The 25,426-nt window shown below is 66.8% G+C and carries 24 protein-coding genes; 5 read left to right on the forward strand and 19 right to left on the reverse strand.

Going from position 1 to position 25,426, the window contains the following annotated elements; genetic code table 11:
* Nucleotides 1-9: 9 nt before the first annotated feature.
* Together AAHH99_RS03350 and AAHH99_RS03355 are read right to left on the reverse strand one after the other, a co-directional pair.
* On the reverse strand, nucleotides 10-963 hold the full coding sequence (locus AAHH99_RS03350) for a hypothetical protein (protein WP_418767376.1): 954 nt from the start codon (nucleotides 961-963) through the stop codon (nucleotides 10-12).
* Between the two features lie 35 nt (nucleotides 964-998).
* On the reverse strand, nucleotides 999-1,838 hold the full coding sequence (locus AAHH99_RS03355) for a lysophospholipase (protein ID WP_418767377.1): 840 nt from the start codon (nucleotides 1,836-1,838) through the stop codon (nucleotides 999-1,001).
* A gap of 16 nt (nucleotides 1,839-1,854) precedes the next feature.
* Here AAHH99_RS03355 and AAHH99_RS03360 point away from each other — a divergent pair, with 16 nt between their 5' ends.
* Nucleotides 1,855-2,877: a sigma-70 family RNA polymerase sigma factor gene (locus tag AAHH99_RS03360; RefSeq protein WP_418767587.1), complete on the forward strand. Its 1,023-nt coding sequence runs from the start codon at nucleotides 1,855-1,857 to the stop codon at nucleotides 2,875-2,877.
* A gap of 1 nt (nucleotide 2,878) precedes the next feature.
* Here AAHH99_RS03360 and AAHH99_RS03365 read toward each other — a convergent pair whose 3' ends face one another.
* Nucleotides 2,879-3,799 (reverse strand): DUF4436 family protein, encoded by a 921-nt coding sequence (locus tag AAHH99_RS03365; protein WP_418767378.1) that lies wholly within the window; start codon nucleotides 3,797-3,799, stop codon nucleotides 2,879-2,881.
* A 152-nt stretch (nucleotides 3,800-3,951) separates the two neighbouring features.
* Between AAHH99_RS03365 and AAHH99_RS03370 the strand changes: the two genes are divergently transcribed.
* Nucleotides 3,952-5,076, forward strand: coding sequence for an NDMA-dependent alcohol dehydrogenase (locus AAHH99_RS03370; RefSeq protein WP_066841943.1), 1,125 nt, complete (start codon nucleotides 3,952-3,954; stop codon nucleotides 5,074-5,076).
* On the opposite strand, the gene AAHH99_RS03375 is transcribed toward AAHH99_RS03370, so the two are convergent.
* Nucleotides 5,051-5,515, reverse strand: a complete 465-nt coding sequence (locus tag AAHH99_RS03375; protein WP_418767379.1) for a MarR family winged helix-turn-helix transcriptional regulator — start codon at nucleotides 5,513-5,515, stop codon at nucleotides 5,051-5,053. The two genes, AAHH99_RS03370 and AAHH99_RS03375, sit on opposite strands and share 26 nt — an antisense overlap.
* A gap of 66 nt (nucleotides 5,516-5,581) precedes the next feature.
* On the opposite strand from AAHH99_RS03375, the gene AAHH99_RS03380 reads away from it, so the two are divergent.
* The gene (locus AAHH99_RS03380; protein ID WP_418767380.1) at nucleotides 5,582-6,373 is read left to right on the forward strand and encodes a pirin family protein; all 792 of its coding nucleotides are present in this window, start codon (nucleotides 5,582-5,584) and stop codon (nucleotides 6,371-6,373) included.
* On the forward strand, nucleotides 6,351-7,655 hold the full coding sequence (locus AAHH99_RS03385) for a PQQ-dependent sugar dehydrogenase (RefSeq protein ID WP_418767381.1): 1,305 nt from the start codon (nucleotides 6,351-6,353) through the stop codon (nucleotides 7,653-7,655). The genes AAHH99_RS03380 and AAHH99_RS03385 overlap by 23 nt, the downstream gene beginning before the upstream one ends.
* On the opposite strand, the gene AAHH99_RS03390 is transcribed toward AAHH99_RS03385, so the two are convergent.
* Nucleotides 7,652-7,933, reverse strand: a complete 282-nt coding sequence (locus AAHH99_RS03390; protein WP_066841950.1) for a GlsB/YeaQ/YmgE family stress response membrane protein — start codon at nucleotides 7,931-7,933, stop codon at nucleotides 7,652-7,654. The two genes, AAHH99_RS03385 and AAHH99_RS03390, sit on opposite strands and share 4 nt — an antisense overlap.
* A 272-nt stretch (nucleotides 7,934-8,205) precedes the next feature.
* Here AAHH99_RS03390 and AAHH99_RS03395 point away from each other — a divergent pair, with 272 nt between their 5' ends.
* Nucleotides 8,206-9,279 (forward strand): phosphodiester glycosidase family protein, encoded by a 1,074-nt coding sequence (locus AAHH99_RS03395; protein ID WP_067080279.1) that lies wholly within the window; start codon nucleotides 8,206-8,208, stop codon nucleotides 9,277-9,279.
* Here the strand turns inward: AAHH99_RS03395 and AAHH99_RS03400 are convergent.
* The 14 genes from AAHH99_RS03400 to AAHH99_RS03465 all read right to left on the reverse strand — a co-directional run bounded on the left by AAHH99_RS03400 (nucleotide 9,276) and on the right by AAHH99_RS03465 (nucleotide 25,422).
* A complete protein-coding gene (locus tag AAHH99_RS03400; RefSeq protein WP_067080281.1) occupies nucleotides 9,276-11,777 on the reverse strand; it encodes a hypothetical protein in 2,502 nt (833 codons plus the stop codon). The genes AAHH99_RS03395 and AAHH99_RS03400 overlap by 4 nt on opposite strands.
* 143 nt (nucleotides 11,778-11,920) lie before the next feature.
* On the reverse strand, nucleotides 11,921-12,688 hold the full coding sequence (locus AAHH99_RS03405) for a fructosamine kinase family protein (RefSeq protein ID WP_067080284.1): 768 nt from the start codon (nucleotides 12,686-12,688) through the stop codon (nucleotides 11,921-11,923).
* A gap of 3 nt (nucleotides 12,689-12,691) precedes the next feature.
* Nucleotides 12,692-13,522, reverse strand: a complete 831-nt coding sequence (locus AAHH99_RS03410) for an SDR family NAD(P)-dependent oxidoreductase (RefSeq protein WP_418767382.1) — start codon at nucleotides 13,520-13,522, stop codon at nucleotides 12,692-12,694.
* 9 nt (nucleotides 13,523-13,531) lie between these two features.
* A complete protein-coding gene (locus AAHH99_RS03415; protein WP_067080293.1) occupies nucleotides 13,532-14,215 on the reverse strand; it encodes a YoaK family protein in 684 nt (227 codons plus the stop codon).
* A 15-nt stretch (nucleotides 14,216-14,230) separates the two neighbouring features.
* Nucleotides 14,231-15,121: a mammalian cell entry protein gene (locus tag AAHH99_RS03420; protein WP_067080297.1), complete on the reverse strand. Its 891-nt coding sequence runs from the start codon at nucleotides 15,119-15,121 to the stop codon at nucleotides 14,231-14,233.
* Complete coding sequence (locus AAHH99_RS03425) at nucleotides 15,088-15,639, reverse strand: mammalian cell entry protein (protein ID WP_067080300.1); 552 nt, start codon at nucleotides 15,637-15,639, stop codon at nucleotides 15,088-15,090. Before AAHH99_RS03425 ends, AAHH99_RS03420 begins: the two co-directional genes overlap by 34 nt.
* Complete coding sequence (locus tag AAHH99_RS03430; RefSeq protein ID WP_067080303.1) at nucleotides 15,636-16,619, reverse strand: RDD family protein; 984 nt, start codon at nucleotides 16,617-16,619, stop codon at nucleotides 15,636-15,638. Before AAHH99_RS03430 ends, AAHH99_RS03425 begins: the two co-directional genes overlap by 4 nt.
* Nucleotides 16,616-17,260: a hypothetical protein gene (locus AAHH99_RS03435; RefSeq protein ID WP_067080306.1), complete on the reverse strand. Its 645-nt coding sequence runs from the start codon at nucleotides 17,258-17,260 to the stop codon at nucleotides 16,616-16,618. Before AAHH99_RS03435 ends, AAHH99_RS03430 begins: the two co-directional genes overlap by 4 nt.
* Nucleotides 17,230-18,798, reverse strand: a complete 1,569-nt coding sequence (locus AAHH99_RS03440) for a virulence factor Mce family protein (protein ID WP_067080307.1) — start codon at nucleotides 18,796-18,798, stop codon at nucleotides 17,230-17,232. Before AAHH99_RS03440 ends, AAHH99_RS03435 begins: the two co-directional genes overlap by 31 nt.
* A 3-nt stretch (nucleotides 18,799-18,801) precedes the next feature.
* Nucleotides 18,802-19,953 (reverse strand): MCE family protein, encoded by a 1,152-nt coding sequence (locus AAHH99_RS03445; protein ID WP_067080309.1) that lies wholly within the window; start codon nucleotides 19,951-19,953, stop codon nucleotides 18,802-18,804.
* Nucleotides 19,953-21,608 (reverse strand): virulence factor Mce family protein, encoded by a 1,656-nt coding sequence (locus AAHH99_RS03450; RefSeq protein WP_067080312.1) that lies wholly within the window; start codon nucleotides 21,606-21,608, stop codon nucleotides 19,953-19,955. Before AAHH99_RS03450 ends, AAHH99_RS03445 begins: the two co-directional genes overlap by 1 nt.
* A 3-nt stretch (nucleotides 21,609-21,611) precedes the next feature.
* Nucleotides 21,612-23,186 (reverse strand): MCE family protein, encoded by a 1,575-nt coding sequence (locus AAHH99_RS03455; protein ID WP_067080315.1) that lies wholly within the window; start codon nucleotides 23,184-23,186, stop codon nucleotides 21,612-21,614.
* Entirely contained in the window at nucleotides 23,183-24,214 is a 1,032-nt protein-coding gene (locus AAHH99_RS03460; RefSeq protein ID WP_067080318.1) for a virulence factor Mce family protein, read from the reverse strand. Before AAHH99_RS03460 ends, AAHH99_RS03455 begins: the two co-directional genes overlap by 4 nt.
* The gene (locus AAHH99_RS03465) at nucleotides 24,211-25,422 is read right to left on the reverse strand and encodes an MCE family protein (RefSeq protein ID WP_067294124.1); all 1,212 of its coding nucleotides are present in this window, start codon (nucleotides 25,420-25,422) and stop codon (nucleotides 24,211-24,213) included. The genes AAHH99_RS03460 and AAHH99_RS03465 overlap by 4 nt, the downstream gene beginning before the upstream one ends.
* Nucleotides 25,423-25,426: the final 4 nt, after the last annotated feature.

The raw sequence follows: 25,426 nt of genomic DNA on the forward strand, positions 1-25,426 counted from the left end.
GGCGCCAGATTAGGGCTGCTCGGCGACAAAGCGGTCCAGTGCTTCGACGACCTGTGGAGAAAGCGGATCTTGGGAGGCGTAATTGGCGACGTTGTCGCTCGGGTCGTCGCGCAGCACGTGGTTGACGCCCTTGAGCTCCACGACCGTCAGCGCGGTGTGCCCAAGCGCGTCGGCGAGGGGCCTGATCGAGTCGCACGACGCCTGCGCGTCGGAGTCCGAACAGGTCAGCAGGACCGGCGTGCCGGCGGGCACCTTGGCCGCCAGGGTCAGCGGGTCGATCTTGTCGGCTTCGACGACCGCGTTGACATTGCCCGGGTTCAGCATCGCGCCCAGGCCCTCGGGCAGATTCGCAGGCACCGTCGCCGTGGTCCGGACCTGCTCGACAGCAGCCAACCACGCGGACAGGGCCTTGGGAGTGGCGTTGGCGCGCACCCGATTGGTGATGATGTCGAGGTAGCGACCCGGCAGGGGCTGAAAGAGGCCGAGCGCGTGGATCTTTGGCGCCCCGGCGTTGGTGTCACCGGCCAGCGTCATCGCGTGGATGGTGCCTTCACCCACCGCGTAGACCGAGATGCGGGAGTCGTCGGTCCGCGGCTGGTCGGCCAGATACCGCACCGCGGCCTTCGCGCCCGTGGTGTAGACCGAGCTGACCACCTCGGTGGGCCGCTGCGCGTACGGGCCGAGGCCGGTCAGGCCGGTGCCGACCTTGTCGTAGCGCAGGCTGGCCACGTCGCGGTCCGACAACAGTTCGGCGAGTTGGCGCATGTTGCCGACCGGCCCGGCGACCTGGTTGTCGCCGTTGCGGTCGGTGGCGCCGCTCTCGGAAATCAGCAGCGCGGCGCGCCCCACCGCGTCGCCGGTCTCGTGCCGGTATGTGCCGTGGATGGTCAGCTCGTCGGCGGTGAAGCTGACGTCCTCGTCGACCCACTGCACATCGCCCGAGGACGAACATCCCGACAGCATGACGATCAGTGAAAGCGCCCCGGCGACAACTGCTTTCAAAGCTTAGCCTCGATCCACGAGGTGACGTCGTCGAGCACGAGTTCACGCTCGGGCTCGTTGAACACCTCGTGGTAGAGCTCCGGATAGACCTTCAGGTGCGCGTCGGTCGATGCGACACACGACAGCAGGTGGCGGCTGCCTGCGGCGGGGATCAACTTGTCCTGCTCGCCGTGCACCACCAGCAGCGGCGCGGTGAGCGCGGACGCCCGCTGCGGCATCGTCTCGCCGACCTTGATCAGCGCCTTGGCCACCCCAGCGGGAAGCTTGCCGTGGTGCACCATCGGGTCGGCCATGTACGCGGCCACCACGTCTGGGTCCCGCGACACCGCTTCGGTGGGCAGTTGCTCGACGGGCAGGCCCGGCAGGATGCTGCCGAGGACCTTGGCGACCGTGATCATGACCGGAGACACCGCGTCCTGGGCGTAGACGGCGGGCCCCGACAGCACCATCGCGGTGTAGTCGTCGGGGTGCTCGACGCCGTAGGTGAAAACGACGCCGCCGCCCATGCTGTGGCCGAGAACGATGCGCGGCAGCCGCGGGTGCTCGTCGGCGGCGATCGTCACCAGGGTTCCGAAGTCGCCGGTGTACTCGCCGATGTCGCGCAGATAAACCCGTTTGCCGCCGGAGCGCCCGTGGCCGCGCAGGTCCAGCGCATAGGTGAGCAGGCCGGCCTCGCCGAACCGCTGCGCAACGTGGTCGTACCGGCGGGCGTGCTCGGCGTATCCGTGGCACAGCACGACCACACCGCGCGGATCGCGCTCGGGAGTCCAGACGTCGTACACGATGCGCACACCGCCGATACCGTCGAAGCTGCGTTCGCTGCGGGTCGTGGCCACGCAGCGAGACTATCCGTTGTCGGACCCACTGATTAAGCTCGGCGGAGTGACGGTCCTGGCCCACGATCTCGACGACAGCAGCGCTGAGGATGCCTTCCTGGCCGATGCCCAGCGGTATCGCCGTGAACTGCTCGCGCACTGCTACCGGATGACCGGTTCCCCGCACGACGCCGAGGATCTGGTGCAGGAAACCTATCTGCGGGCGTGGAAGTCGTACAAAGGCTTCGAGGGCAAATCGTCGGTGCGCACGTGGCTGTACCGGATCGCCACCAACACCTGCCTGACGGCGCTGGAGAGCAGGCAGCGCAGGCCGCTGCCGACGGGCCTCGGGGCCCCGAGTTCCGATCCGCTCGACGATATCGTCGCCCGCGAGGAAGTGCCGTGGCTCGAGCCGCTGCCCGATCAGGCGGATGACCCGGCCGACCCATCGGTCATCGTGGGCTCACGCGAATCGGTGCGGCTGGCGTTCGTCGCGGCACTTCAGCACCTCTCACCGCGGCAACGCGCCGTACTGGTGATGCGCGACGTGCTGCAGTGGAAGGCGTCAGAGGTCGCCGACGCGGTCGGCGCGTCGACGGCAGCGGTGAACAGCCTGCTGCAGCGGGCGCGTGCGCAGCTGGATGCCGTCGGCCCGAGCGAGGACGACGAGCTGCGCCCGCCGGAGTCCCCGGTGGCCCAGGACCTGCTGACGCGCTATATCGCCGCGTTCGAGAGCTACGACATCGACAAGCTCGTCGAGTTGTTCACCGCGGATGCCGTGTGGGAAATGCCGCCGTTCGACGGCTGGTACCAGGGCCCGGAGAACATCGTGCAATTGTCGAAGACCCACTGCCCCGCCGAGGGGCCCGGGGATATGCGGTTCATCCGGACCACGGCCAACGGTCAGCCGGCCGCGGCGTTGTACATGCTCAACCGGGAGACCGGCGTTCACGAGGCCTTCCAACTCCATGTGCTCGACGTGACGGCCGGCGGCATCGCGCATGTCGTGGCGTTCCACGCCTCGACCTTTGCCCCGTTCGGACTCGCCGATACCGCCTGACCTACGGCTTGCGGCCCAACGCGTACTCGTCGATGCTCAGGCCCGCCCTTTCCGCTTCGGCGCGCTCATAGGCGATGTCGTGCCGGTAGCCGAGCACGACGCTGGTGATCAACGCGATCGAGATGACGCCCTCAGCGATGAAGAACGCCACAAAGTCGATGAGCGAGCCGATCGGCGGGCCGCCGGGCACGGCGTTGCGAAGAGGAATCAGTGCGAACAGGATCGCAGCCATCATCGAGCAGGCCGGCAGGACAAGACCTCTGCGCCACCGCAGCGCGTAGTAGGACGCCGTGACGGCCGCCGCGGCCAACCCGAGCATGAGCAGCATCACGAACACGGCGAACACCAGCGTCGGGGCGCTGCGGTGCAGGAAGAGATCCGCGTCGACGCTGTCGCCTTCGACATCCGGGTCGGGCCCCAGCGCGACCCGGAAGAACGAGTCGTTGTTGAACACGGTGAGCGTCGTGGGCAACGCGGTGCCGTCGTCGGCCGCGATGTTGAGCCCGAGGAAGGCGGTGTAGCGATCGAAGGGGTAGTCGGTCGGGATCCCGACCATCCCGAATTTCTGCTCGATGACGGGCACGGTCTCTCCGCTCGGCAGGTTCACCGAGGGATTTGTGAAGGAATTGCTCAGCAGCTTGGTGTCCAGGTTGAGATGGCCGCTTTCATCGGCGTACTTCCCGTTGGCCTCGATGTCGGTGATCGTCGCCGCCACCGTCGTCGTCTCGGTGTCGACCCGGTTCACCCACACGGTGAGGTCGACCCGGTCGGGCTTGTCGAAGTCGCCGAGTTGCAGACCGTCCTCAGCCCAGTGCCTGCTGGATGCGTACAGCGCGAGGTTGCCGGCCATCAGCAGCACAAGCGCCACGGCGAAGACGGCAAGCGCCCGCACAGCGCGCCATCGCGGCGAAGGTGTGCTCATCGCGGCAGCGTATTACGAGGGGGGCGCGCAAAAGAGGCTCGACGCGCAGGTGGCTGGCCGACAACGGTGCCTGCGACGGCCCGAAGCCCCTATCTGCGCAGTTCAAGGCGGAGTTGACACCTGTTCTGCAACGTGTTCTATAGTCAGCGGCCATGAAGACCAAGGGCGCGCTGCTGTGGGAGCTCAACTCACCGTTCCGCATCGACGAGATCGAGATCGGTGACCCCGTCGCCGACGAGGTACAGATCCGAATGCACGCCGCGGGCATGTGCCATTCGGACTACCACCTGACCACCGGCGCCACCCCGATCGGGCTGCCTGCGCTCGGCGGACACGAGGGCGCCGGCGTGATCACGAAGGTCGGCAGGAACGTCACCGGCCTCGAGGAGGGCGACCACGTCATCCTCGCGTTCATCCCGGCGTGCGGGCAATGCGCACCATGCCTCAAGGGCCATCGCTCGCTGTGCGACCGCGGCGCGGTACTGCTCGGCGGCAAGGCGATCGCCGACGGCACCTCCCGCGTGCATGCCGGTAGCACCGAGGTCTCGCCGATGAACCTGCTCGGCACGTTCGCGCCGCACATGACGGTGCACAAGGACTCCGTCGTCAAGATCGACAAAGACATTCCGTTCGAGTCGGCGGCCCTGCTGGGCTGCGCGGTCCCGACGGGCTTCGGGTCGGCCACCAACGTGGCCGAGGTGAACCCGGGCGAGACCGTCGTGATCGTCGGCGTCGGCGGTATCGGCATGAGCGCACTGCAAGGAGCGGTCATCGCCGGGGCCCGCCACGTAGTCGCGATCGACCCCAACGAGTGGAAGCGCGAACAGGCGATCAAGTTCGGCGCCACCCACGTCTACCCGTCGATGGCCGAGGCGATCGCACCCGTCATCGACCTCACCCACGGCGTGATGGCCGACAAGACGATCATCGCCGTCGGCGATATGAAGGGCGAGTACATCGAAGAGGCGCTGACGCTGACCACCAAGACCGGCACCTGCGTCGTGACGGGCATGGGCTCGATGATGGACGTCGACGTCAAGCTCAACCTGTTTTTGTTCACGATGTTGCAGAAGACGTTGAAGGGCAACATTTTCGGCGGCGGCAGTTCGCACATCGAGACCCCGAAACTGGTCGGCCTGTATAAGTCGGGCTTGCTGAACATCGACGACATGGTCACCAGGACCTACCGCCTCGAGGACATCAATTCCGGCTATGCGGACATGCTCGACGGCAAGAACATCCGCGGCGTCGTCACCTACGACGAGGCGGACTGGTAGCCAGCCGGTCCAGCACCGCGTCCAAAACCTCGTCGAATGCCTGAAGCTGTTGTGGTGTCAACCCCTCGAACACCGTGCTGCGCACGAATTCTGCGTGCCCCGGAGCAGCCCTCTGCAGCGCTTCGAGCCCACCGTCGGTAATCGAGACGCTGGCGCCCCGCCGGTCGTCGTCGCTGCCGTGCCGCCCGATCAGTGCGCGCCCGCGCATCCGCCGCAGCTGGTGTGACAACCTGCTCTGCTCCCAGCCGAGCGTCTCGGCCAGGTCGTTGATGCGCTGCGGACCGCGCTCGTTCAACGCCACGAGGACCTCGTAGTCCGCCAGCGACAACTCGCAGTCACGTTGTAATTGCCGGTGCATGGCCGTCTGCAGACGGCTCGTGACCGTCAGGAACTTCCGCCACACCTCTTGTTCGTGCCTCGTCAGCCACACGGAATACATGACACATCATCTATGTTGTCGCGTCCAGTAGCCCCATTTAGGCTGGGCGCCGAGCGAGAGGTAGCCATGACCGCCCCCACCATCGACATCCGCCGGGCAGACGATCGCGCGAAGACCGCGATCTCCTGGCTGGACTCCAAGCATTCGTTCTCCTTCGGCAGCCACTACGAGCCGGACAACACCCATCACGGCCTGCTGCTCGTCAACAACGACGACATCGTCAAACCGGGTACGGGGTTCGACACCCATCCGCACCGGGACATGGAGATCGTCACCTGGGTGCTGCGCGGATCGCTGGTGCACCAGGACTCCACCGGCCACTCCGGCGTGATCTATCCCGGCCTGGCGCAACGGATGTCGGCCGGCCGCGGCATCTTGCACTCGGAAAAGAACGACTCGTGGACGCTGACGGGCGCCGATTCCCGCTGGGGGCACCTCCCGCCCGAAGGGCAGGGGGACGAGCCGGTGCATTTCGTCCAGATGTGGGTGGTCCCCGACGAATTCGGAATCGACCCCGGCTACCAGCAGCTCGAAATCGATGACGAACTGCTGCGCGGCGGTCTGATCACGATCGCCAGCGGTATGCCCGAACACCGGGACCAGACCGCGATCTTCATCCGCAACAAGTACGCCGCCCTACACGGAGCGCGCATGCAGCCCGGTGCCAGCGTCGAGTTGCCGCACGCCCCGTATCTCCACCTGTTCGTCCCCCGCGGCGAGGTCACGCTCGAGGGCGCGGGCCCCTTGGGTGAGGGCGACGCCGTTCGTTTCACGGGTGCGGGTGGCCAGCGCGTCACCGCCACGACGTCGGCCGAAATTCTGGTCTGGGAGATGCATGCGAGTTTGGCTGCGGCATAACGCGGTCGCCTGCATCGCAGGTGTGATGCTGGCGACGGGCTGCTCGTCGGATTCCGGGAGCGCGCCTGCGCCGGACCCGTCCACGAGCGAACCCTCGACCACCGCGGAAGCGACCTCGGACCTGTCCGAGGTGACCGTCGCCGTCGACCCGGCGCTGGCGCAGGCGCCGTTCGACGAGCCGCGTCAGGCGCTCGTTCCCGCCGGTTGGTCGATGTCGGTGTGGGCGCGCATCCCGAAGGCGAGGCTGGCTGCGTGGGCACCCGACGGTGCGCTCCTCGTGTCGCAGCCGAGCACGGGCGAGGTGTTGCGCCTGCAGCCCAGCGATGCGCAACCCCGCCAGTCGACCCTGCTGTCAGGACTTGACCAGCCGCACGGGCTGGCGTTCGAAGGCGACACGCTCTACGTCGCCGAAAGCGACCAGGTCGACGCCTACGCCTACGCCAACGGCGCGGCCACCGTTCGGCGCACCGTCGCGGGGGATCTGCCCGACGCGGGAAGTCCGGACCTGCGCGGCGCGTATGCCCACGCCCTCAAATCCGTCGCGATCGGCTCTGATGGCAGCGTCTACTTCTCGATCGGTTCGACGGGCAACATCACTGCCGCCGATCGCGACGCCGATCCGCCGCGCGCCACGATCATGCGGGTCCCGCCGGGAGGTGGCCCCGCCGAGCCGTTCGCGACCGGGGTCCGCAACGGGACCGGCCTGGCGATCGCGCCGGACGGAGCGGTGTGGACCGCCGTCAACAACCGCGACAACGTCGCCGACCCGCGCACCGGCGAGGTCCGCCAGGACTACGTCAGCCTGCATCCGCCGGAATCGGTGGCGCGACTGACGCCCGGCCGCGAACTGGGCTGGCCCTTCTGCAATCCCGAGGGTGGCCCGGCGCGGCTGCCGTTGATCCGCGACGTGCAGACCAACGCCGACGGCAGCCGCCTCGACTGTGCGGCCCTGCCGCCGATCGAACAGAGCCTCGGCGCGCATGCCGCCCCGCTCGGGATGAGCTTCACCGACGGCGCGTTACCTGCTCCGTACTCGAGCGGTGCGCTCGTCGGCGTGCACGGGTCGTGGAACCGGGAGCCGCCGTATGCCCCCGAGGTGGCGTTCTTCGGCTGGCGCAACGGAGAACTCGCCGACAAGCAGACGCTGGTCGGCGGGTTCCAGTCCGAAGACGGCTCACGGTGGGGCCGCCCGGTCGCCGCGGTCGTCGGGCCCGACGGCGCCGTCTACATCACCGATGACTACGCCGACGCGGTTTACCGGTTGGCCCCGCCGGAGCGTTAGCGCGTTCTCGGCGCTCCCGTGCCCCGCCGTCCGGTGATCGCTACGTAGATGCCGATGAGGATGATGGCCACTACCAGCCCGATGACGAATGGGATCGGGGAGAACATCTTGTCCCCGGTGCCGAACATCTCATTCGAAATCCACGAGCCGAGCAGGGCTCCCACTGCACCGAGCAGCACGGTGATGAGAACACCGACGTTCTGCTTACCGGGCAGAATCAGGCGCGCCAGTGCGCCGAGGATTGCGCCGACGACGAGCGCAACAATGATCGTCCACATATGTGACTCCTTCAGTTGGCGGCACTATGTGCCGCTAAGCACACAGTGCCCGTCTTGAGCGGTTCGTAACCCCTTGATTCGGCCTCCCACTCGTCTCCTGGTGCGTGGTCGCACACAATGATTTGACTCCTGCGGGACCTCAAGCGGCGCCGGAGCATCGAATCGCGACCTCCCAGCAACTCAACTGTGATGTAACTGCGACATATGTTGACAGTGGGATTGTTGTGAATAATGTGGCATTCGTTCCGCAGTCAACGCCAAAGGAGCCTCACGTGTCGGCGCGAACAGCAAACATCAAACGCTTCGCGGCCTCGGCTGCGGCGCTGTTGCTGTGCGCGGTGCTGTCGACGGCCCCTGCCGCCAATGCCGCCGGCGCACGCGAGAAACTCGCCAACGCGATCGCCAACACCCGCGGGTCCTATCTCGTCTACAACTTCGGCGGTGGCCATCCCGCCCCGATGCTCAACGCGGGCGGCGGCTGGTACGAGACCACCAGCGGCGGGCGTCTGATGATCATCAAGGCGGCCTCCACCCGGCTTGCGCCGCGGCTGCTGGTCGACTCGCACCGGGGTTATCAAGCGCGTTGCGAGCGCGATCCCCGCGCCCGCACCGGGGAGGGGCTGTTGCAGGCGTCGGAGATCTTCACTCCGCTGCAGGCCTGGCAGGCGCTCGGACAGCCGACGATCGCGATCAACGCCAACTTCTTCGACGTGCGCGGTCAGCGAGGCGGTTCGTGGAAGTCGACTGGATGCAGTTCACCGCTGGGCGCCTATGTCGACAACACCCGTGGCCAGGGTAAGGCGAACGTGGCGGTGACCGGCACCGTCGCCTATGCGGGTAAGCAGGGGTTGTCCGGCGGCAACGAGCACTGGAAAGCGTTGTCCACCATGATTCTCCCGGTGGGCGGAGCGCCGTACGTGGTGCCGCCTGCCAGCCCCGACGACTACGACGCGGCGTCACCGGTGGTGCAACGGCTGGTCGACGAGGGCGTGCGGTTCGTGGCGGTCGCAGGCATCGGCCTGCTCGCCCCCGGGGACACCGGGCAGCTCAACGACGGTGGGCCGAGCGCGGCGCGCACCGCGCTGGCATACGCCAAGGACAAGGACGAGATGTACGTCTTCCAGGGCGGCAGCTACACCCCGGACCAGATCCAGGATCTGTTCCGCGGGTTGGGCAGTGACACCGCCATTCTGCTCGACGGCGGCGGTTCGTCGTCGATCGTGCTGCGTCGCGACACCGGCGGCATGTGGACCGGTGCGGGTGTGCCCCGCGGATCCTGTGACACACGGCAGGTGCTCTGCGATTCGCGCGAACGCGGATTGCCGAGCTGGCTCGCATTCAACTAGGCGGCGGCGCTGTCGGAGCCTTCGCCGGATGTGCCGCCGGCGGTATCGCCGGTGCTGGTGGCCGAGGAGTCGTTGTCCGGCTTGGCATGTCGCGGTGACGATCCCGGTATCGCGCTGACCGGTTCGCCGTTGTCCGGCTTGGCGTGCTTCGGGCCGGACTTGGCTCCCGTGTTCGGGCTGAACTTGTTGCCCGGCTTGTAGCCCTTCTTCGACGAGACGGTGTCACCGTCCTTGTCGGTGCCGGTCTTGGCTTCCCCGGTCTTCGGGTCGCCGGTCTTCGTGTCGCCGGTCTTCGTTTCGCCGGTGTTGGTGTCGCCGGTCTTCGTTTCGCCGGTGTTGGTGTCACCGGTGTTGGTGTCACCGGTCTTGGTGTCACCGGTCTTGGTCTGGGTGACCTCGGTCTCGCGCACCGGAGCTTCGTCGGCCTTCACGTCCCCGGTCGCGGTCTCTTCGGTGACAATCGTCTGCCCGTCGGGCGTCTGCGCGACGGTTTCGCCCTCGAGTTTGTCTGCGACGACTTCGTCGCCGGCCTTGTCCGTAACGACTTCGTCGATGACGTGGGAGCCGATCTCGTCGGTGGGCTCCTCACCCGGTTCGCCCGTCACGAGGGTGAGCATCCGCGCACCGGATTCGGGCAGGTCCGTCGGCGAGGGAAGTTCGCTCTCCTCCTGCGTGGCGCCCGGGAGGATGCCTTCGGTAGCCTGTTCCAAGGCCTCATCGACGATGCCGGTCAGCACACTGGTCGGCGTTGTGCCCCACAGGGATCCGCCGGTGAGGAACCGGAGCAGACTGGTCAGGACGTTCGGTGTGCCTGCGGTCGGGTTGCCGCTGAAGAACTCCTTGAAGATGCCCTGGACCAACTGGTTGAGGATGACGCCCGGCGCCTGGGCCCAGTCGACGTTCGGAAAGGACATGAACGGCGTCGGGTCGCCGGCCTCGTCCAGTGTCCGCTCGTAACCGCCCGTCTGCGGGTTGTAGTAGACGTCGGTGTAGCCGAGGTTCACCAGGCTGGTCAACGCCGGGGCAAGCGCGTTGGCCACCATGCTGAACGGGTTGTAGCGCGCGACGCCTCCGAGCGTGACAAGGTTGAGCACGTCTGCGGCCAGATACAGTGGCTCGAGCAGAGGCAGGGTCGCCGAGCGCAGCGTGAGATAGAGGTTGACCGCGAGCGGGTCGCCGTTCGCGATGCGCTGCGCAAGATCGTCGAGCTGCAGCAGCTGCTGGGGGTCGAGCGTGACGCCGCGAAGCATGTAGGTGGGGAGCAGCCCCGCAAAGAGGTTGTTGGCCAACGAGAACGGGTTCGGCCATGCGGCGAAGTCGCTCAGCAGGTCGTACTGGACCGTCGCGTCGAGCTTGATCGGGATCAGGTTCGCGCCGCCGACGGAAAGGCCGGTGCCGGGCACCGGGAGGCCCCCGCTGTAGGAGGCTTCGGTCTCCGGCGTGACCGTCTTGATGCCCGCAAGCCCGAAGAGGGGATAGAAGCGGGCGAACATTCCGCCGTTGGCCCGTCCGGGATTACGCAGCAGGATCATCGGGAGGATGGTGATGCTGCCCAGGAGCGGATGCTCGTCGGCGTTCTCCCCGCCCGGTTGATTCACCAGATCGGCAACGATTCGCTCGTATGCCGCGCCGGCGGAGAAGGCACCGAGCCCCATGCTCAGAACCACCGGGACCCGGACCTCGACGGCGTCGATGTCGGGGATGGGAATGTTGAGCAGGTCCAGCACCGGGTTCAAGATCTCGAGCTCGCGAAGCACTGACTCGAGGCTGACTTCAGCGTCGAGGTACGGGGTCTTGTTGACCTCCTCGGCGATGGCGCGCGGCAAGCCGGGCACCCAGCCCAGGTCGACTCCCAACAGCTTGAGCAGGGTGAATACCGGGCCCGCAGTTATCACGTTGACCGGGCCGGGGAGGTTGGAGAGGTTGAACGGATCGCTGAGGTCGAGGCCGAGCAGTCCGAGCAGACCACCGAGGGTTTCGGGTAGTGAGCCAGCCAATAGGTTGCTGATCTGCTGCTCTACGTCGGGGGCGAGTACCCCGAGGGGATCGATCAGCGCACCGACGACACCGGGTACATCGACCGGGATCGCGCCGACCACATCTTCGAGCAAACCTGGTGGAATCTCACCCAGGACCCCGCCGAGCAGGTTGTTGAGCACCGACTCCGGGTCCGCGCCGGCCGCCTGCGCCAGCACGGCCAGGTTGAAATTCTCGACCACCAGTCGGATCAGCACCTCGGCGGCGACCTGGCCGAGGTCGTAGACCGCCGAGCCGAGGCCGAATGTCAGGTCGGGGATCTCGTCGGGCCCGGGCCACTGATTCACCGCCGCGGCCAGGCTGACGTCGGTATCTACCACAGCCTTCGCATCGTCGCTGGGCTCCGGAAGGGGTGCCGCACCGATGGTGAGCGCCGTCGCTGTCGCAGTTACCGCGCCGATCGCCGCGATTTTGTTGGAGCTCCGGCTGCGTTTGCCATGCCTGCCGCGTCTGCCAGCCACTGATCCGGTCCTTTCGAACGAAACAGCAATTTACGTGACCGTAACAGGCAGACTCTCACGAGAGCACAGTTTGAGCAAATTTCTTTGCACGGTAAATAAGTTAACTTATCGAACCCGACGCATAGCCAGCGGAATCGTTTCGATCACCCGACGAGGACGCTGCGCGCCGCCGCCGATGTTTGCCGTACATAACCGCCACCGAACAGGACGACGTGGGCTAACAGCGGATAGAGCTGATGCAGACCGACCCGGCCGCGCCAGCCCGCCCGCAACGTCCGCGCGGATTGGTAGCCGTCGATCACCTCGTCGAAGTAGGGGCAGCCGAACAGTGCAAGCATGGCCAGATCGGTCTCGCGGTGGCCGCCGTGGGCGGCCGGGTCGATCAGCACCACTTCACCCGGTGTCCACATAACGTTGCCACTCCACAGGTCGCCGTGCAGGCGGGCGGGTGGGTCGTCGTCGTCGAAATCGCCTTCTTCGCACTTCACCATCGCCGTGTCGATGGCAGCGCGGCACTCCGCGTCCAGTCGATCGGCCGCTGCGCGCGCCATCGGGGCCAATCTCTCGCGCGCGTAGAAGGCGCCCCAGCGCTCGTGTCCCCTCAACGACATGGGCAGCGGATCGTGGAGCGGCCCGAAGAACCCGGGCCCTTCCCATCCGTCGGGCGGGGCTCCGAACGCCCCGGCTCCGGCGTCGTGCGTACGAGCGAGTCGGCACCCGAACTCGCGCGCGGCGGATCGGCTGGGTCCAACGCTTCGCAGCCGTTCCAGGGTGAGGCTGCGGTCGTCGTAATCGAGCACGGCCGCGCACGGAACCCCTCCGTCGGCCGCCGAAAGCCACTGCAGCCCAGCGGCTTCACAGGCGAAGAAGCCTGGGGGTGCGGAGGCGTTGCGCTTGACGAACTCGCCCATCGGTCAGGGTTGGCCGGACACCCGGCGCAACACGGCGTCGCGCACGCGGGTCGGCAACTTCGGCACCACGGCAACCTGCAGTTTGGGCCCCACCCCGACCACATAACGAGCTCGTGGTCTGCGCGCGGTGAGCGCCTCCTCGACCACGGCGGAGACTTTCGCGGTCGGGACAGCCATTCGTTGCGCGACGGGCACCATCTTCTTCATCCCCGCGATGTGTTCGGCGTACAGCGCGCGGTGCTCCGGGGAAAGGGCGGCCTCGGCTTCGACCACCATGGTGTCGGCGGTACGCCACATGTCGGTGTCGGTCTGCGCCGGCTCGACGACGACAACCGGTATCTGCCAGGGCCGCAACTCCATACGCAACGCATCGGCCGCGGCCTCGAGCGCGAACTTGCTCGCGGCATACGCTCCGAGCAACGGCATCGACATCCGACCGTTGACGCTGGAGATGAACACGATCCGGCCGCGGGCTGCCCGCATCCGCGGCAGTATCGCCCTGGTGACGGCGAGCTGGCCGATCACATTGATCTCCAACTGCTTTCGCCATTCATCCGATGTCACCGTCTCCATGGGCCCGGTGACGACCACACCGGCGTTGTTGACCACCGCGTCCAGTCGCGGAGGCAGGACGTCGGCCAACGCGGCGATGTGGCCGGCGTCGGTGACGTCGAGGAGTACCGCCGAGATTCGGTCCGGATCCAGCCCGGTGACCGCTTCGGCATCCTGCTCCGTGCGGACACCGGCGATCACCTGCCATCCACGTGCGGCCAGGTGCTCGGCGATGGCCTTGCCGATTCCGCGTGACGCGCCGGTGACGAGTACCGAAGGCATGCGGCAAGACTAGCCTCGGCCGCGCCTGTCCCCGACCCAGAACAAGACTCCGGACAGCGCCACCATTGCCGCGGCGATGCCGATGATCGGCGCGACGGTGAAACGGCTCATCGTCGCCCCCACGACCGCCCCACCGCACATCGTCAGAACCACGCTGTAGCGCAACTTCTCCCGCTCACCGGTGCCACCGGCCAACCGGCTGTCGAAGCCGATCCGCACGATCGTCGTCGTCAACACCGTGGTCGACAACTCCTGGATGCCGAACTGCTGGGCGCTGGAGTTCTGGACGCCGAACGCCACAGCCAGGCCGGCGATGAGCAGCAGTTTGGTGTTGTCCTGATAGTCGAGCACGCCGGTCCCGGCAAGCACCGACAGGGCCGCGAGCAACACGACCTCGAACGTCAGCGTGATCGCCAGCCACCGGCGGACATCGGTGCCGATGTGGCGGGTGAACCGGCCACTGACCACCGCACCCGCGACGAAGCCGGCGAACGCGACGAGCGCGGCGGTCACGTCCACCCCGGAGTTCGGCACCAGCCAGAAACCCAGGAAGATCACGTTCCCGGTCATGTTCGCCACGAACACGTGACCGAGCTTCAGCACGCTGACCGCATCGACCAAGCCGGTCGCGAACGTCAACAACAGCAGGCAGGTGATCGTCAACCGTTGCGAGACAGGCGATTCGACCGCCATGCGCCAGCTCCCCGACTACAGCTGTGGTGTCAGGTCCAGCGACGTGATGGTCGACATATTCGTGATCAGCCACTTGGCATCGCGGCGTTCCATCGTCAACCGGTAGGACAGGTAGCGCAGCGAAGGGATGTTCTTGCTCATCGGGCTGGTCGCCACCGAGTTGGTGTAGACGATCGCGGTGGCCTCGTCGGGGGTCAGGGTTTCCACCGCCGCGCCCAGCACCTGCGTGGTGTTGGTGACCTGCGCTTGTTTGTTCGTCGCGACGATCGCGTCGATGTACTTGCGGTACTCATAGGCGAAGTCGCCACCGAGGAACGCCGCCGACCGGTCCGGCAACGTCTCCATGTTGTCCGGCGTGTAGGTCCACAGTGTGGAGATCGCACTGGCCGCGGTGCGAGCCACGTCGAGTTTGGTGTCGATCTCGGCTCGCTCCGACAGGTAGGGCTGCAGGGTCGACGCGGCGAACGCGGCTGCACCGACGAACAGCACGGCGGCCGCCGCCATCGCCGCGACGAGCCGCTTGCCTGCTGGCCGGTGCGGTACGAACCGCACTTCCTGCGGCACGACGGCGGACTCGTCCGTGGGGTCAGGCTCGACGGCCCCGGCTTCGGCCTCTTTGGGTTCCGAGGCGGCTGCGTCCTGCGCCGCGGCGTCGACGGTGTCGTCGTCGGCCTCCTCGACGCGCGTCCTGCCCTGGCGTTTCGCCTTGCCGACCGGCCGACGCGCGGGCGTATCCGCTGCGGGTGCCGCCTCCGGCGTCTCCGCCGTGGCGGAATCCGGGGCGGCTTCCGCCGATTCCTTCTGCCGACGCCGAAGGAAGGACCACCGACGCCGGCTCGGCGCCGGGGTGGATTCCGCCGGGGGTCCGGTGGTCAGATCACCTGGATCAGCTGGCTGATCTTCCACTGCTGTCCCTCCTTGATAGCCGTTGCTATCCAACGACTTCCACTCTCGACTGTCGATTTGCCGTCCGGCCCTTTCGTGGAGACCTTGGTCGCGACCAGGATGTCGGCGCTGCCGTTGTCGTTCCACCGCTGCACACCCGCGGCCAGCACGGCTCCACTGGTGGGCTCAGCCTGCGCGACCTGGATCAGTATCTCGTTCTGCTTCTCCTTGAACATCTTCGCGAAATCACCCGTCCCCTGCGCCAGGATCCGGTCCACATAGGCGTTGGCGTTGAAGGGGTCCAACGACGTGTAGTCGGTCATGAATTCGCTGACGTACACCAGCGCGGCGTGGTCATTGGCGACCGTGCGGCGGTTGTTCTCGTGGCTGACCAACATCAGCGATCCCGCCGCGATCGCGGCCGCCATCAGAAGTGACGCCGCGGCGGCGATGATCGGAAGCCCCCAGCGGCGCGGTGGCCTCGGTTCCACCTCGAAGAAGTCTCGCTCATCGGCGTCGACTCTGCGCCGCGGACTCATCGGCCCTGCGTATTCATCTGGGGTCGCTTCAGCACGGTGAGATTGGCGACGCGCCACTGGCCGTCGCCGGATTTCGCCAACTCGACCTGCACGGTGGCGGTGATGAACTTCAGCTCGTTGGGGTCATCGCCCCGCTGGCCCTGCAGCGCCAGCAGCATCTCCGCGGTGTCCGGCGTCGCTTCGAGCACCGCGCTGCTGACCGCCCAGTACTCGTTGGAGCTGACACCCGCGCTCTGTCCGGCCTTCTGCTGGTCGATCAACTGCTGCCGGTAACCGTCGGTGGCCAGCGACTGTGCCCGCGCGAAATCCTCCTGCATGGTGTCGCTCTTGAAGCTCAGCATCTGCTCGACGATCCGCGGGCCCTGTTCGGCGATCTGTTCTCTGGTCTCCTCGACCGCGCGCTCGTGCCGGTACACCACCCAGTAGTTCACTGCGACGGCCGCCGCGCAGGCCACCGTGGCGACGATGAGCACGACGGCGGTCAGCGTGCTGACGTTGCGCTCGGGCGGCGGCACCGGACGTACCTCGGTGCGCAGCAGAAGGTCGGCGAAGGTGCGGTGGCGCCGATCCCACAGTGGCCATAGCCATCCGATGAACAACGCCGCGGTGTCGAGCACGTGCGCGCCGTCACGAATCAGCAGCCGCCACACTCCGACCGGTGAGCCGTCCCGCTTCCTGACCGCGATGCCGAAAACGGCGCGTCCCAGCGAGAAGCCGACGATGCCAGGCAGTACGAGGCGATTGACCGCGATCACCAACACCACGACGACCACCGCGGCGATGTAGCACCACCACAGCGGACTGCGCAGCGGCGCGGTCAGCGAAACCAATGCCAGCGTCACCAGCACGGCGAGCCCGATCAGGACGTCGACGGCGAACGCGCCGGCCCTGGCCGGCCACGACGCCACCGGCTCCACGGTGGCCTGGTCGGTGGCCGGCGAATCCGGGGTCGTGTCGAGTGTCAGGGTGGACGATGTCACGATGTGACCTGATCCAACTCGGCGACCTTGTAGGTCCCTTCGTCCGGTGCCATCCGCACCCGCAGCCGGTAGCCCTGCTCCTCATCGGCGGTGTCGGAGTTGGTGACCTTGACCCGCACCGCGACCAGGATGTCGAAAGACCCGTCGTCGTTGTGCTTCTCCACCGCCGCGCGCATATCCGAAACCTGCACCCGCACGTCGGCGGCCTGGTACGCGTCGACCAGCACCCCTGCGTACAGCGAGGACTGCACGGCGAAGTCGCCGGTCGAGCAATCGATGATCTTGGTCTGCGCCGCGGTCATGGCGGCGGTGTCGGGCGCGTGCGTCGCGGCCACACAATCCTTCGCCGCCTGCAGTGCCGCCGCTTCGGCGCGCTCGCTGGCCGCGACCCGTTGGTCATTTTTGAAGAGCAGGAATCCCGCGACACCCCCGGCGACGGCGAGCGCGAGCAGCGCCGCGCAGATACTGACAGCCAGGCCGCGACCGATCCGCGACGGTCGGCGGGGATCGGCCGAAACCTGTTCTTCTGTGGTGTCCGGATCCTCGGCGGGCGCTGGGCCTGGGGATACTGCTAACGACTCGTCGGGCGTCTCATCAGCATCGGTGGGGTTCAGCTGGCGGGTGCCAGCATCTCCTTCCATCCGTCGTCTCCTGGGTTACTCGAGTTGCTGACGTTGTATTTCACGCCGTCGGGTCCGACCACCTGGCCGCTGCTCGGGCTGTACACCGCCGTGGAGCCGGGTGGCCCTGGTGCCGGAGTGTAGATGCAGGGGTTGGGTTGTTGTCCACTGCAGGTCACGCTGCCCTGTCCGGGCGGGCTCAGCGGATCGCTGACCGGCGCCGTCGAGTTCGGCGGCGGCAGGTCGCTCGCGGGTGCAGGATTCATCCCGCTGTTGACCGACGGCGCCTGGATGACGCCGCGGCCCGGGTTGACGCCCTGATCGCAGCGCGCGCCAGGGGCCGGGCAGGACAGGATCTGGTTTGGGTCGCCGTACCACGGGTTGGTGCCCAGCGGAACGTACGGCTCATCGCTGCGGCACTCCATCGGCGTCGCCGCCCGCTTGCCCGGGACGTCGACGCAGGGATAGTTGCGGGCGCCGCGAACGACGTTGCCCTGGTAGTCCTTCGGGATCTTGCAGTAGGTGCCCCGCGGCAGCGGCGCCATGCTGGTGTCGGCCGGCGAGCGCCACTCGGACGCGGGCAGGAAGCCGGTCAGACATGGCGGCGGCTGGTTGAGTGCACCTAACGCGAGCGGCAGTTGGCCGTAGCCCTCAAACAACGTGCCCGCTTGCGCCACCGCCGCGCCCTGCGGTAAGAGAACTAGCGACTGCTCGAGGCCCTTGTTGTAGCGCTTGAGCATGTCGGTGACGATCGCGAGGTTCGCTAGCGTCTGCGGCAACGACTCGCGCACCCCGCCGAACACTGCGTTGAGCTGGTCGGCTGTCGGAGCGGCCTGCTGGAGGCCGCTCCGCAGCGCCGCATCCTGCTCGGCCGACTGCGCGGCGATCACGTTCAGGTTGCGCGACCACTGCTCGATGTTGTCGCCGGACTGCACCTGGCTGTCCAGGATCGGGCCTGCGTTGACGATGATGTCGTTGACCTGCGGCAGATGGTCCTTGAAGCCCTGCGCGATGTTGGTCGTCGAATCCACCAGCCGTTGCAGCGCCGGGCCCAGCCCGCCGACCGCCTGTGACGTCTCGGTGAGCAGCGCGTCGATCTTCTCCTTGGGCAGCACCGCCAGACCCCTGTTCGCGGCGTCCAGCGCCGGGCCGACCTCGCTGGGCACGGTGCTCTCGGTGATCGTCGAACCCGGCGACAGGTACTGGTCCGCGTCGCCCGTCGACACCAGGTCCAGATACTGCTCGCCGATCGCCGACACCGAGTGCACGTTCGCCGTCGCGTCGGCGGGAATCTTGTAGCGGTCATCGATGCTCATCACCGCGAGCGCGCCCCGCTGGGTCGGCTCGACCGAGGTGACCTTGCCGATCTGCGTGCCGCGGTAGGTGACGTTGGCCGTCGCGTACAGACCGCCCGAGCGGGGGAGTTCGGCCTTCAACTCGTACTGGCCGATACCGACGAGGCTCGGGATGCGCAGGTAGTACCACCCCAGCACCACCAGCGCGACGATCGTCAGGATGGTGAACAGCACCAGCTGGATCCTGATGAACCTGGTCAGCACAGCTCACTCACCCCTTTCCACCAGCGGGCCGTTCGGTGCGTTGTGCGCGTTCGGCACGAACCGCACATCCGGGATCATCGTCGCCGGGTCGCGACCCCACGCCTGCTCCAGCGCGCGCAGCATCCCGGAAAGGCCCGTGCCCGTCAGTACTGCATTGTCGAGCGACGAAAGTGTCAAGTCCACCATCAGTGACGCGTTGAGGTAGTCGCCGCGGATCACCTTCGGCACGTTCTCAATCGAGAACGGCGCGGTGAGCATGAGCTTGAGGGCGCCGATCAGGTACGGCGACGCCCGCCCGAGCTGCTTGAGCGGCCGCTGCAGGTTCTGCAGGTTGGTGTGCAGATTGTCGCTGGCCGGCGCCAACGCGTTGTCTGCGGCCCGGCTGATCCGGCCGACGGCCTCCACCGCGTCGGCGAACAGATCGCGCGTCTCCGCGAAATGCTTGATCAGCGGCGGGAACTCGGTCAACACCCGGTCCAGCGTGTTGTTGCGCTCCGCGACGATCGTGAGTAGCCGGTCGGTGGAATCGATTGCGCGCGTGATGTCCTGGCGCTGCTGGTTCAATTCGGCGGTGAACGTGTCCAGCTTGTTGAAAAACTCGCGGATCTCATCGGCCCGGCCGTTGAGCACGTTGAAGATCTCGGTCTGGATGACCTCGAGGTTCTGCACCCCGCCGCCCTGCAGGATGGTGGCGATGCTCGCCAGCACCCGCTCGGTGCTCGGGTAGGCCGACGAGTTCGCGAGCGGGATCGTGTCACCGCTTTGCAGCGGCTCCGGCGACGGGTTCGGCGGCGGCTCCAGCTCCACATGCTGTGAACCCAACAAGCTGGTCTGGCCGATGCGGGCTAGGGCGTTCCTGGGCAGTTCGATGTCGGGCTGCAGATCCAGCGTCAGCGTCGCGACCCAGTTCTTCAGCTCGATGGCGCGCACCCGGCCGACATAGACGTCGGCGACCCGCACCCGGCTGTTCACGTTGAGCGCCAAGGTGTCCGGCATCTGCACATAGATCGTCGTCGCGTTCGGCCCCGTGCCCGGACCGCCCGGCAACGGCACGTTCGCGATGCCCTTCCAGTTACCGCAGGAACTCAGCACGAGCGCGACCGCGCCCAGCGCGACGGCTCGCTGCGCGAACCTGCTCCACCTACGAACGCTCATCACCGACCTGCCTCTGCTGGTAGCGGCGGCCCTGCCGGGGCGGGCGCGGCCGGAGCGGGCCCCGGTCCCGGGCCGGGAGCCGGCAGCGGGCCGGCCATCGCCGCTCCGCCCGGATCGCCCGGGATCACACCCGGCGCCGGCGGCGGCGGCGGGCCCGGCTGCGGGTACCACGGCGGCGGCAGCGGGTTGTTCTGGTCGAAGGCATTCGGCGGACCGGGCAGATTGCCGTTGCGCGTCGTGCCGAACGCCGGCGGTGCCGCGGGGACCACACAGTTGGGTCCGCCCAACAGTTCCGCCAGGCACTCCGGGGTCATCATGTTCGCCGTGAACGGTTGCACGTCGACACCCTGCATACCCGGCGCGGCGACCCAGCCCGGTTCGTGGTTGCCGTGCGAGAACAAGGTGTCGCGTGACCAGATGCCCGGCACGGTCGTGTCCTTGTAGCCCGGCGGCGGCTGCAGCCGCGGCTCGGAGTAGGCGATCTGCTTGGGCAGCGTCATCGCCGAGCTGAACTGGTTGATCCCGAACGGCGGGAAGTTGAACTTGATCGCGTCCAGGATCGGCGCTAGGTACTGCGCGCACATCTCGGCCGACTCCTGATAACCCAGCCGGCTGCCCGCCTGGATTGCACTGCACACAAACTGCAGCGGATTGGCGAAGTTGTTTATGACGGCGTAGCTGTTTATGCCACCGGTGACCGGAGAAGCAATATTCACGAGATTCGCGCCGAGATTCGGGAACACGTGTAGGGCGGTCTCCAGACCGTTGCGCGGCTCTGGTTGCAGGATCGCGGTGGTCGCTTCGGCCAGGTTGTTGACGTCGGTGGTGAGCACCTCGGCGTTCTCGTCGAGGAACCCGCGGGTGGTCGTCAACAGCTGGTTGAGGTCCTGCAGTGCGTTCGCGACCTCGCGGTCGGTGTTGGTGAACGCGTTGGTGAACTCGGCGAGATCGTCGTTCAGCGCGACGAACTGCTGATCGCTCTGGTGCAGCGCGTTGACGAACAGCGCCAGGCTTTTCACCACGCTGAAGAAGTCGTCGCGGCCCTCGTTGAGCGCGAACAGTGCCTCCGACAGGTTGTTCAACGTCTCGTTGAGCTGCTTGCCCTTGCCCGCGAAGCCGTCGGCCGCGGATTCGATGATGTCGCCGAACGGGCCCATGGGCTGCTCCGGCGTCGGCCCCAGATCGGTCAGGATCCGGTTGATCGAGTCACGCAGCTCGTCGTACTCGACCGGCACCTGCGTACGCTCCAGCGGGATGACCGCACCGTCCTCCATCACCGGCCCGCCGGTGTACGGCGGCGACAGCTGGATGGTGCGCGACGCCACCAGGCTCGGGTTCAGGATCGACGCGGTGGCGTTGGCGGGCACCTTGTACTTGTTCTCGTAGTGGAAGGTGACCTTCATCTTGTCGCCGGCCGGTTCGATCGCGTCGATCGAGCCGACCTTCACCCCCATGATCTGCACCTTGTCGCCGGGATACAGCGCCAGCGTGTCGGTGAAATAGGCGACGACGGTGTTGGTGGTCAGCTTCTTGTACAGGTTGTACCCGACGAAGGCGGCCACCAACGCCAGCACCACGACCAGCGCGCCGATGATGACGGTCACCCGGGAAACCTTGGGCAACTTCAGGTTTCGGATGTTGAAGATCGTTGTCATCGATCAGCCCCCCTGTCCCTGAGAGAGTGGCGGCAGGAACGGTGGGTTCCCCGGCAGCGGTGGCGTGTTGGCGGGTGGCAGCTGCTGACCGGGGCCCGGGACCGCCGGCGCGGGCAACGCCGGTGGCAACGGTGCGATGCCCGGCGTGAAATCCGGCGGCAGCGGCGGTTGCGGCCCGACCGGCACTGTGCGCGCTCCTGGCGGGGCCGGCGGCAGCGGCATGTCCGCACCCGGCACCGGCGGCGAGATCTGACCCGGAATCGCCGCGGCCGGCACGCCCGGAGACGGCTGCGGGCCGTGCACATTCGGGTCAGAGGTCGCCACATTGGGTGGCCCGTACGCGGGACCGCCGAACGGCCCCACGGACAGATCCGCGCAGGGCAGCGGGTCGCCTGGTGTCGGCAGACCGTCGGCCGGCGGCGTGTACGAGCACGGTGAGCCCTTCAGCACACCGGGTCCCGGGTTCTCGGGGGTGCCTTCGAGCACGGCCGGTCCCGGCGGCGGGGCGCCGTTCTCGAAGCCCTGCGCGTTCGGGTCCGGGAACCGCCAGGCGGGCAGGCCCGCGTCGCGCCAGAACTTCTGCGGGTCGATACCGCGCTTCTTGAAGGCGGCGTCCACGAACGGCTGCAGGATCTGGCCCGGCAGCAGGTTGACCAGCATGACCTTGAAGTACGGGCCCGAAGCGACCGCTTCACCGAGCGACGCCACGAAGCTTGCGACCGTGGTCAGGGTGTCCATCAGGTCGTACTTGCGGTCGACCAGCACGCCGCTGACCACGCGGAGTTGTTCGAGCACCCGGTTGAGGTTCGGGTTGTCGTCGATCAAGCCCTTGACCTGTTCGGAGAACGAGCCGACGCGCTCGAGCAGCATGCTCACCGCGTACTGGCGCTCATTGATCGCGCCGAGCAAGGTCTGGGCGTTGACCAGCAATTGGTTGATCTGTTCACTGCGGCTGCCCAGGATGCCCGCGATTTTGTTGGCGTTGCTCAGCAGCTTCTTGATGTCCTCGTCGCGCTTGCCGATGGTGTCGGAGAACCGGGCCACCCCGTCGAGCGCGGCGCTCAGGTGTGGATAGGTCTGGTCGATGGTCTCCGAGAGCACGTTCAGCGAACGCTTCACGGTCTGGGTGTCCCAATCCGAGGCGGCCTTCGTCACGTCGAAGAACGCGTCGTAGATCTGGTACGGCGTCGTCGTCTGGCCGAGTGGCAGAACGCCGTTCGCGCGCAACGGATCCGAACCGCGTGGCTCGATCTCCATGGTGCGGCGTCCGAGAATGGTGTCGGTGCGGATGGCGGCGCGGCTGTCGGTGCCGATCTGCGTCCCGCCAAGCCCGAAGCCGATCTTGACCTTGTCGCCCTCGATCTCCATGCTGCGCACATCGCCGACGTCCACGCCAGCGATGCGCACCTTGTCGCCCGTGCCGATGCCACCGGTGTCAGAGAAGTACGCATAGTAGGTGGGCGATGCGAAAAGCATCGGGACACTGGCGAAGCTCTGTCCCACGCCGATGACGATGATCAGGATGATGATTCCCATCAACCCGCCACGGACCCGGTTCGACCCTTCGAGCGTCCTCATTGCGGTGTGCACCTACCCGACGGCTGACTGAAGAGTTTGACGGTCCGGACCGGCCCACCCGGCTGAAGGCCGTTGAGCCGCAAGGAGATATCGCAGGCGTAGAAGTTGAAGAAGTCGCCGTAGATACCGCCGGCCCTGCCGATGATCTTGAACGCGGTGGGCAGCCTGGTGAGCAAGTCGTTGAGCTCGTCCTTCTGATCGATCAGCGGTTGCTGGATGACCTCGAGATGTCCGACGGTGCTCTGCAGCAGCGGCCGGTTGTCGGCGAGCAGGTCGGCGACCGTGCCCGCCGCGTCGCTGATATCCCCGACCGAGGTGGCGATCGGATCCGCGCGGTTCTTCAAGCCGGTGATCAGCTTCTCGAAATCCTGCACGGTCTGGTCGAACTCGGCCTGATGCTTGACCGTGGTGTCCAGCACGGTGTTCAGGTTGCGGATCACCTCGCCGATCGCCTGGTCGCGGTCGGCCAGCGCCGATGTGAGCGAGGCGGTCTGGTCCAGGATGTCGTTGATCGTGCCGCCCTGGCCCTGGAAGACCGTGATGATCGACTCGGCGATGGTGTTGACCTTCTCCGGGTCCAGCGCGCGGAACACCGGCCGGAAGCCGCCGATCAGCGCGTCGAGATCCAGTGCGGGCTGGGTCTGCTCGAGCGGGATCGTTGCGCCGCTGGGCAGCCGCTTGTCGCTGTCACCCCGCTTGAGTTCCAGATAGCGGTCGCCGATGAGGTTCAGGTACCGCACCGAGGCGGTGGTGCCCTCGAACATCGGCAGCGATCGGTCGACATTGAATTCGACCTTCGCCTGCGATCCGCCGTTGACCAACTCGACGCTGTCAACCTTGCCGACCTCGACGCCCGACGCGCGGACGAACTGGCCGGCGCGTAGCCCGCTGGCGCTCGAGAAGATCGCCGAGTAGCTGGTGGTGCGGTCGAAGCGCATCTGTCCGAACACCACCACGATAATCGCGGTGAACAGCAGCAGCACCACTGAGAAGGCGCCGAGCTTGATGGCGGTACCGGTGATTTTCATGGGTTGATCGTGTTCTCCCCGACCTGGCGACCCCAGACGTACTCGATCAGGATCGGCTGGCCCAACTCGAAGTGGTTGTACGGCGCGATCGAAACACCCGTGTCCGCCACAAGATACGGCGCGGGATACAGGTCGCGCGTGATCGGCTGCCAGCAGCCCGGCCGGCCCTCGGGGCCACCGCGCGCGTTCACCCGCGGCAGGTTGTCCGGATACACATAGGGGTTACCGGCGCCTTCAATGGTGGACAGGGTCTGCAGCGAATACCCGTTGCCGCCAAGGGATGCAGCGACTTTTGGCTCCACGTCGTGAAAATTTCGAATGGTGCAGAACAGCGCAGGGCTGTACTCGTCGAGCGTCTTCGATGTCGTCAGAAGGTCTTCGGTGCCGCGAATCAGGTACGGCGCACTGCGCTCGAAGATGTCCGCACCGGTGTTGCCGAATCCGACGGCCGCCATCAGTGCCTGGTCGATGTTGCCCTGCTGCTCGTTGAGCGTGCGGGCGGTGGTGACCGCGTTCTCCAGTCCGTCGAACAGGTCGGGCGCCGCGTCGGCGTACACCTCGCCGAGGTCGGCCAGCAGGCGGTTGTCCCGCGCGAGTTCGGGCATCCTGGCGTTGACGTCGGTGAGGATCTCGTTGCCGTTGATGATCGACTGGCCGAAGCGATCGCCCAGCCCGTCGAGCGCCTCCGCCGTTGCGCTCAGAGTCTGGTTCAGCTTGATCGGGTCGACCTGCTCGGAGAGCGACACGACCGTTTCGAACAAGGTGTTGAACTCCGTTGTCACCGTGGTCACGTCGATCACGTCCGACGACGTGATGCGTTGCGGTGTCGGGTTTTCCGGTGACGAGAAGTTGATGTACTTGTTGCCGAAGACGGTGGTCGCATCGATGCTGGCATCGACGTTCTTCGGGATCAGCTCGAGGTACTTCGGATCCACGTCGAGGAGGATCTTGGCCCTCGGCTCACCGCCGACGTTGACCGCTTCCACGTCCGCCACCCGGCCGATCTCGACGCCGTTGTAGGTGACCTTGGCGCCGGGATCCATGGACAGGCCCGACCGCGCGGAGATGATCGTCAGCTGTTCGCGCGGCAGGAAGTCGCCGCGGAACTGCATGTACACCAGCACCAGCCCGACGACTGCCAGCAGGCTCAGCACCAAACCGGCCAGCTTGTACGGCGGGGTGCGGGGATTGTTCAGTGGGGCGGTCATGGCG

The organism is Mycobacterium neumannii (assembly GCF_048452905.1).
In the GTDB taxonomy this organism is placed as follows: domain Bacteria; phylum Actinomycetota; class Actinomycetes; order Mycobacteriales; family Mycobacteriaceae; genus Mycobacterium; species Mycobacterium neumannii_B.

Bases quoted from the DNA above. Each gene is read 5' to 3' on its own strand.
- AAHH99_RS03435 (WP_067080306.1), bottom strand. From the start codon at position 17,260: ATGGAAGGAGATGCTGGCACCCGCCAGCTGAACCCCACCGATGCTGAT.
- AAHH99_RS03405 (WP_067080284.1), bottom strand. From the start codon at position 12,688: ATGGGCGAGTTCGTCAAGCGCAACGCCTCCGCACCCCCAGGCTTCTTC.
- AAHH99_RS03365 (WP_418767378.1), bottom strand. From the start codon at position 3,799: ATGAGCACACCTTCGCCGCGATGGCGCGCTGTGCGGGCGCTTGCCGTC.
- AAHH99_RS03455 (WP_067080315.1), bottom strand. From the start codon at position 23,186: ATGAGGACGCTCGAAGGGTCGAACCGGGTCCGTGGCGGGTTGATGGGA.
- AAHH99_RS03380 (WP_418767380.1), top strand. From the start codon at position 5,582: ATGACCGCCCCCACCATCGACATCCGCCGGGCAGACGATCGCGCGAAG.
- AAHH99_RS03425 (WP_067080300.1), bottom strand. From the start codon at position 15,639: ATGAGTCCGCGGCGCAGAGTCGACGCCGATGAGCGAGACTTCTTCGAG.
- AAHH99_RS03385 (WP_418767381.1), top strand. From the start codon at position 6,351: ATGCGAGTTTGGCTGCGGCATAACGCGGTCGCCTGCATCGCAGGTGTG.
- AAHH99_RS03450 (WP_067080312.1), bottom strand. From the start codon at position 21,608: ATGACAACGATCTTCAACATCCGAAACCTGAAGTTGCCCAAGGTTTCC.
- AAHH99_RS03370 (WP_066841943.1), top strand. From the start codon at position 3,952: ATGAAGACCAAGGGCGCGCTGCTGTGGGAGCTCAACTCACCGTTCCGC.
- AAHH99_RS03445 (WP_067080309.1), bottom strand. From the start codon at position 19,953: ATGAGCGTTCGTAGGTGGAGCAGGTTCGCGCAGCGAGCCGTCGCGCTG.
- AAHH99_RS03460 (WP_067080318.1), bottom strand. From the start codon at position 24,214: ATGAAAATCACCGGTACCGCCATCAAGCTCGGCGCCTTCTCAGTGGTG.
- AAHH99_RS03350 (WP_418767376.1), bottom strand. From the start codon at position 963: ATGCTGTCGGGATGTTCGTCCTCGGGCGATGTGCAGTGGGTCGACGAG.
- AAHH99_RS03390 (WP_066841950.1), bottom strand. From the start codon at position 7,933: ATGTGGACGATCATTGTTGCGCTCGTCGTCGGCGCAATCCTCGGCGCA.
- AAHH99_RS03410 (WP_418767382.1), bottom strand. From the start codon at position 13,522: ATGCCTTCGGTACTCGTCACCGGCGCGTCACGCGGAATCGGCAAGGCC.
- AAHH99_RS03375 (WP_418767379.1), bottom strand. From the start codon at position 5,515: ATGTATTCCGTGTGGCTGACGAGGCACGAACAAGAGGTGTGGCGGAAG.
- AAHH99_RS03465 (WP_067294124.1), bottom strand. From the start codon at position 25,422: ATGACCGCCCCACTGAACAATCCCCGCACCCCGCCGTACAAGCTGGCC.
- AAHH99_RS03415 (WP_067080293.1), bottom strand. From the start codon at position 14,215: ATGGCGGTCGAATCGCCTGTCTCGCAACGGTTGACGATCACCTGCCTG.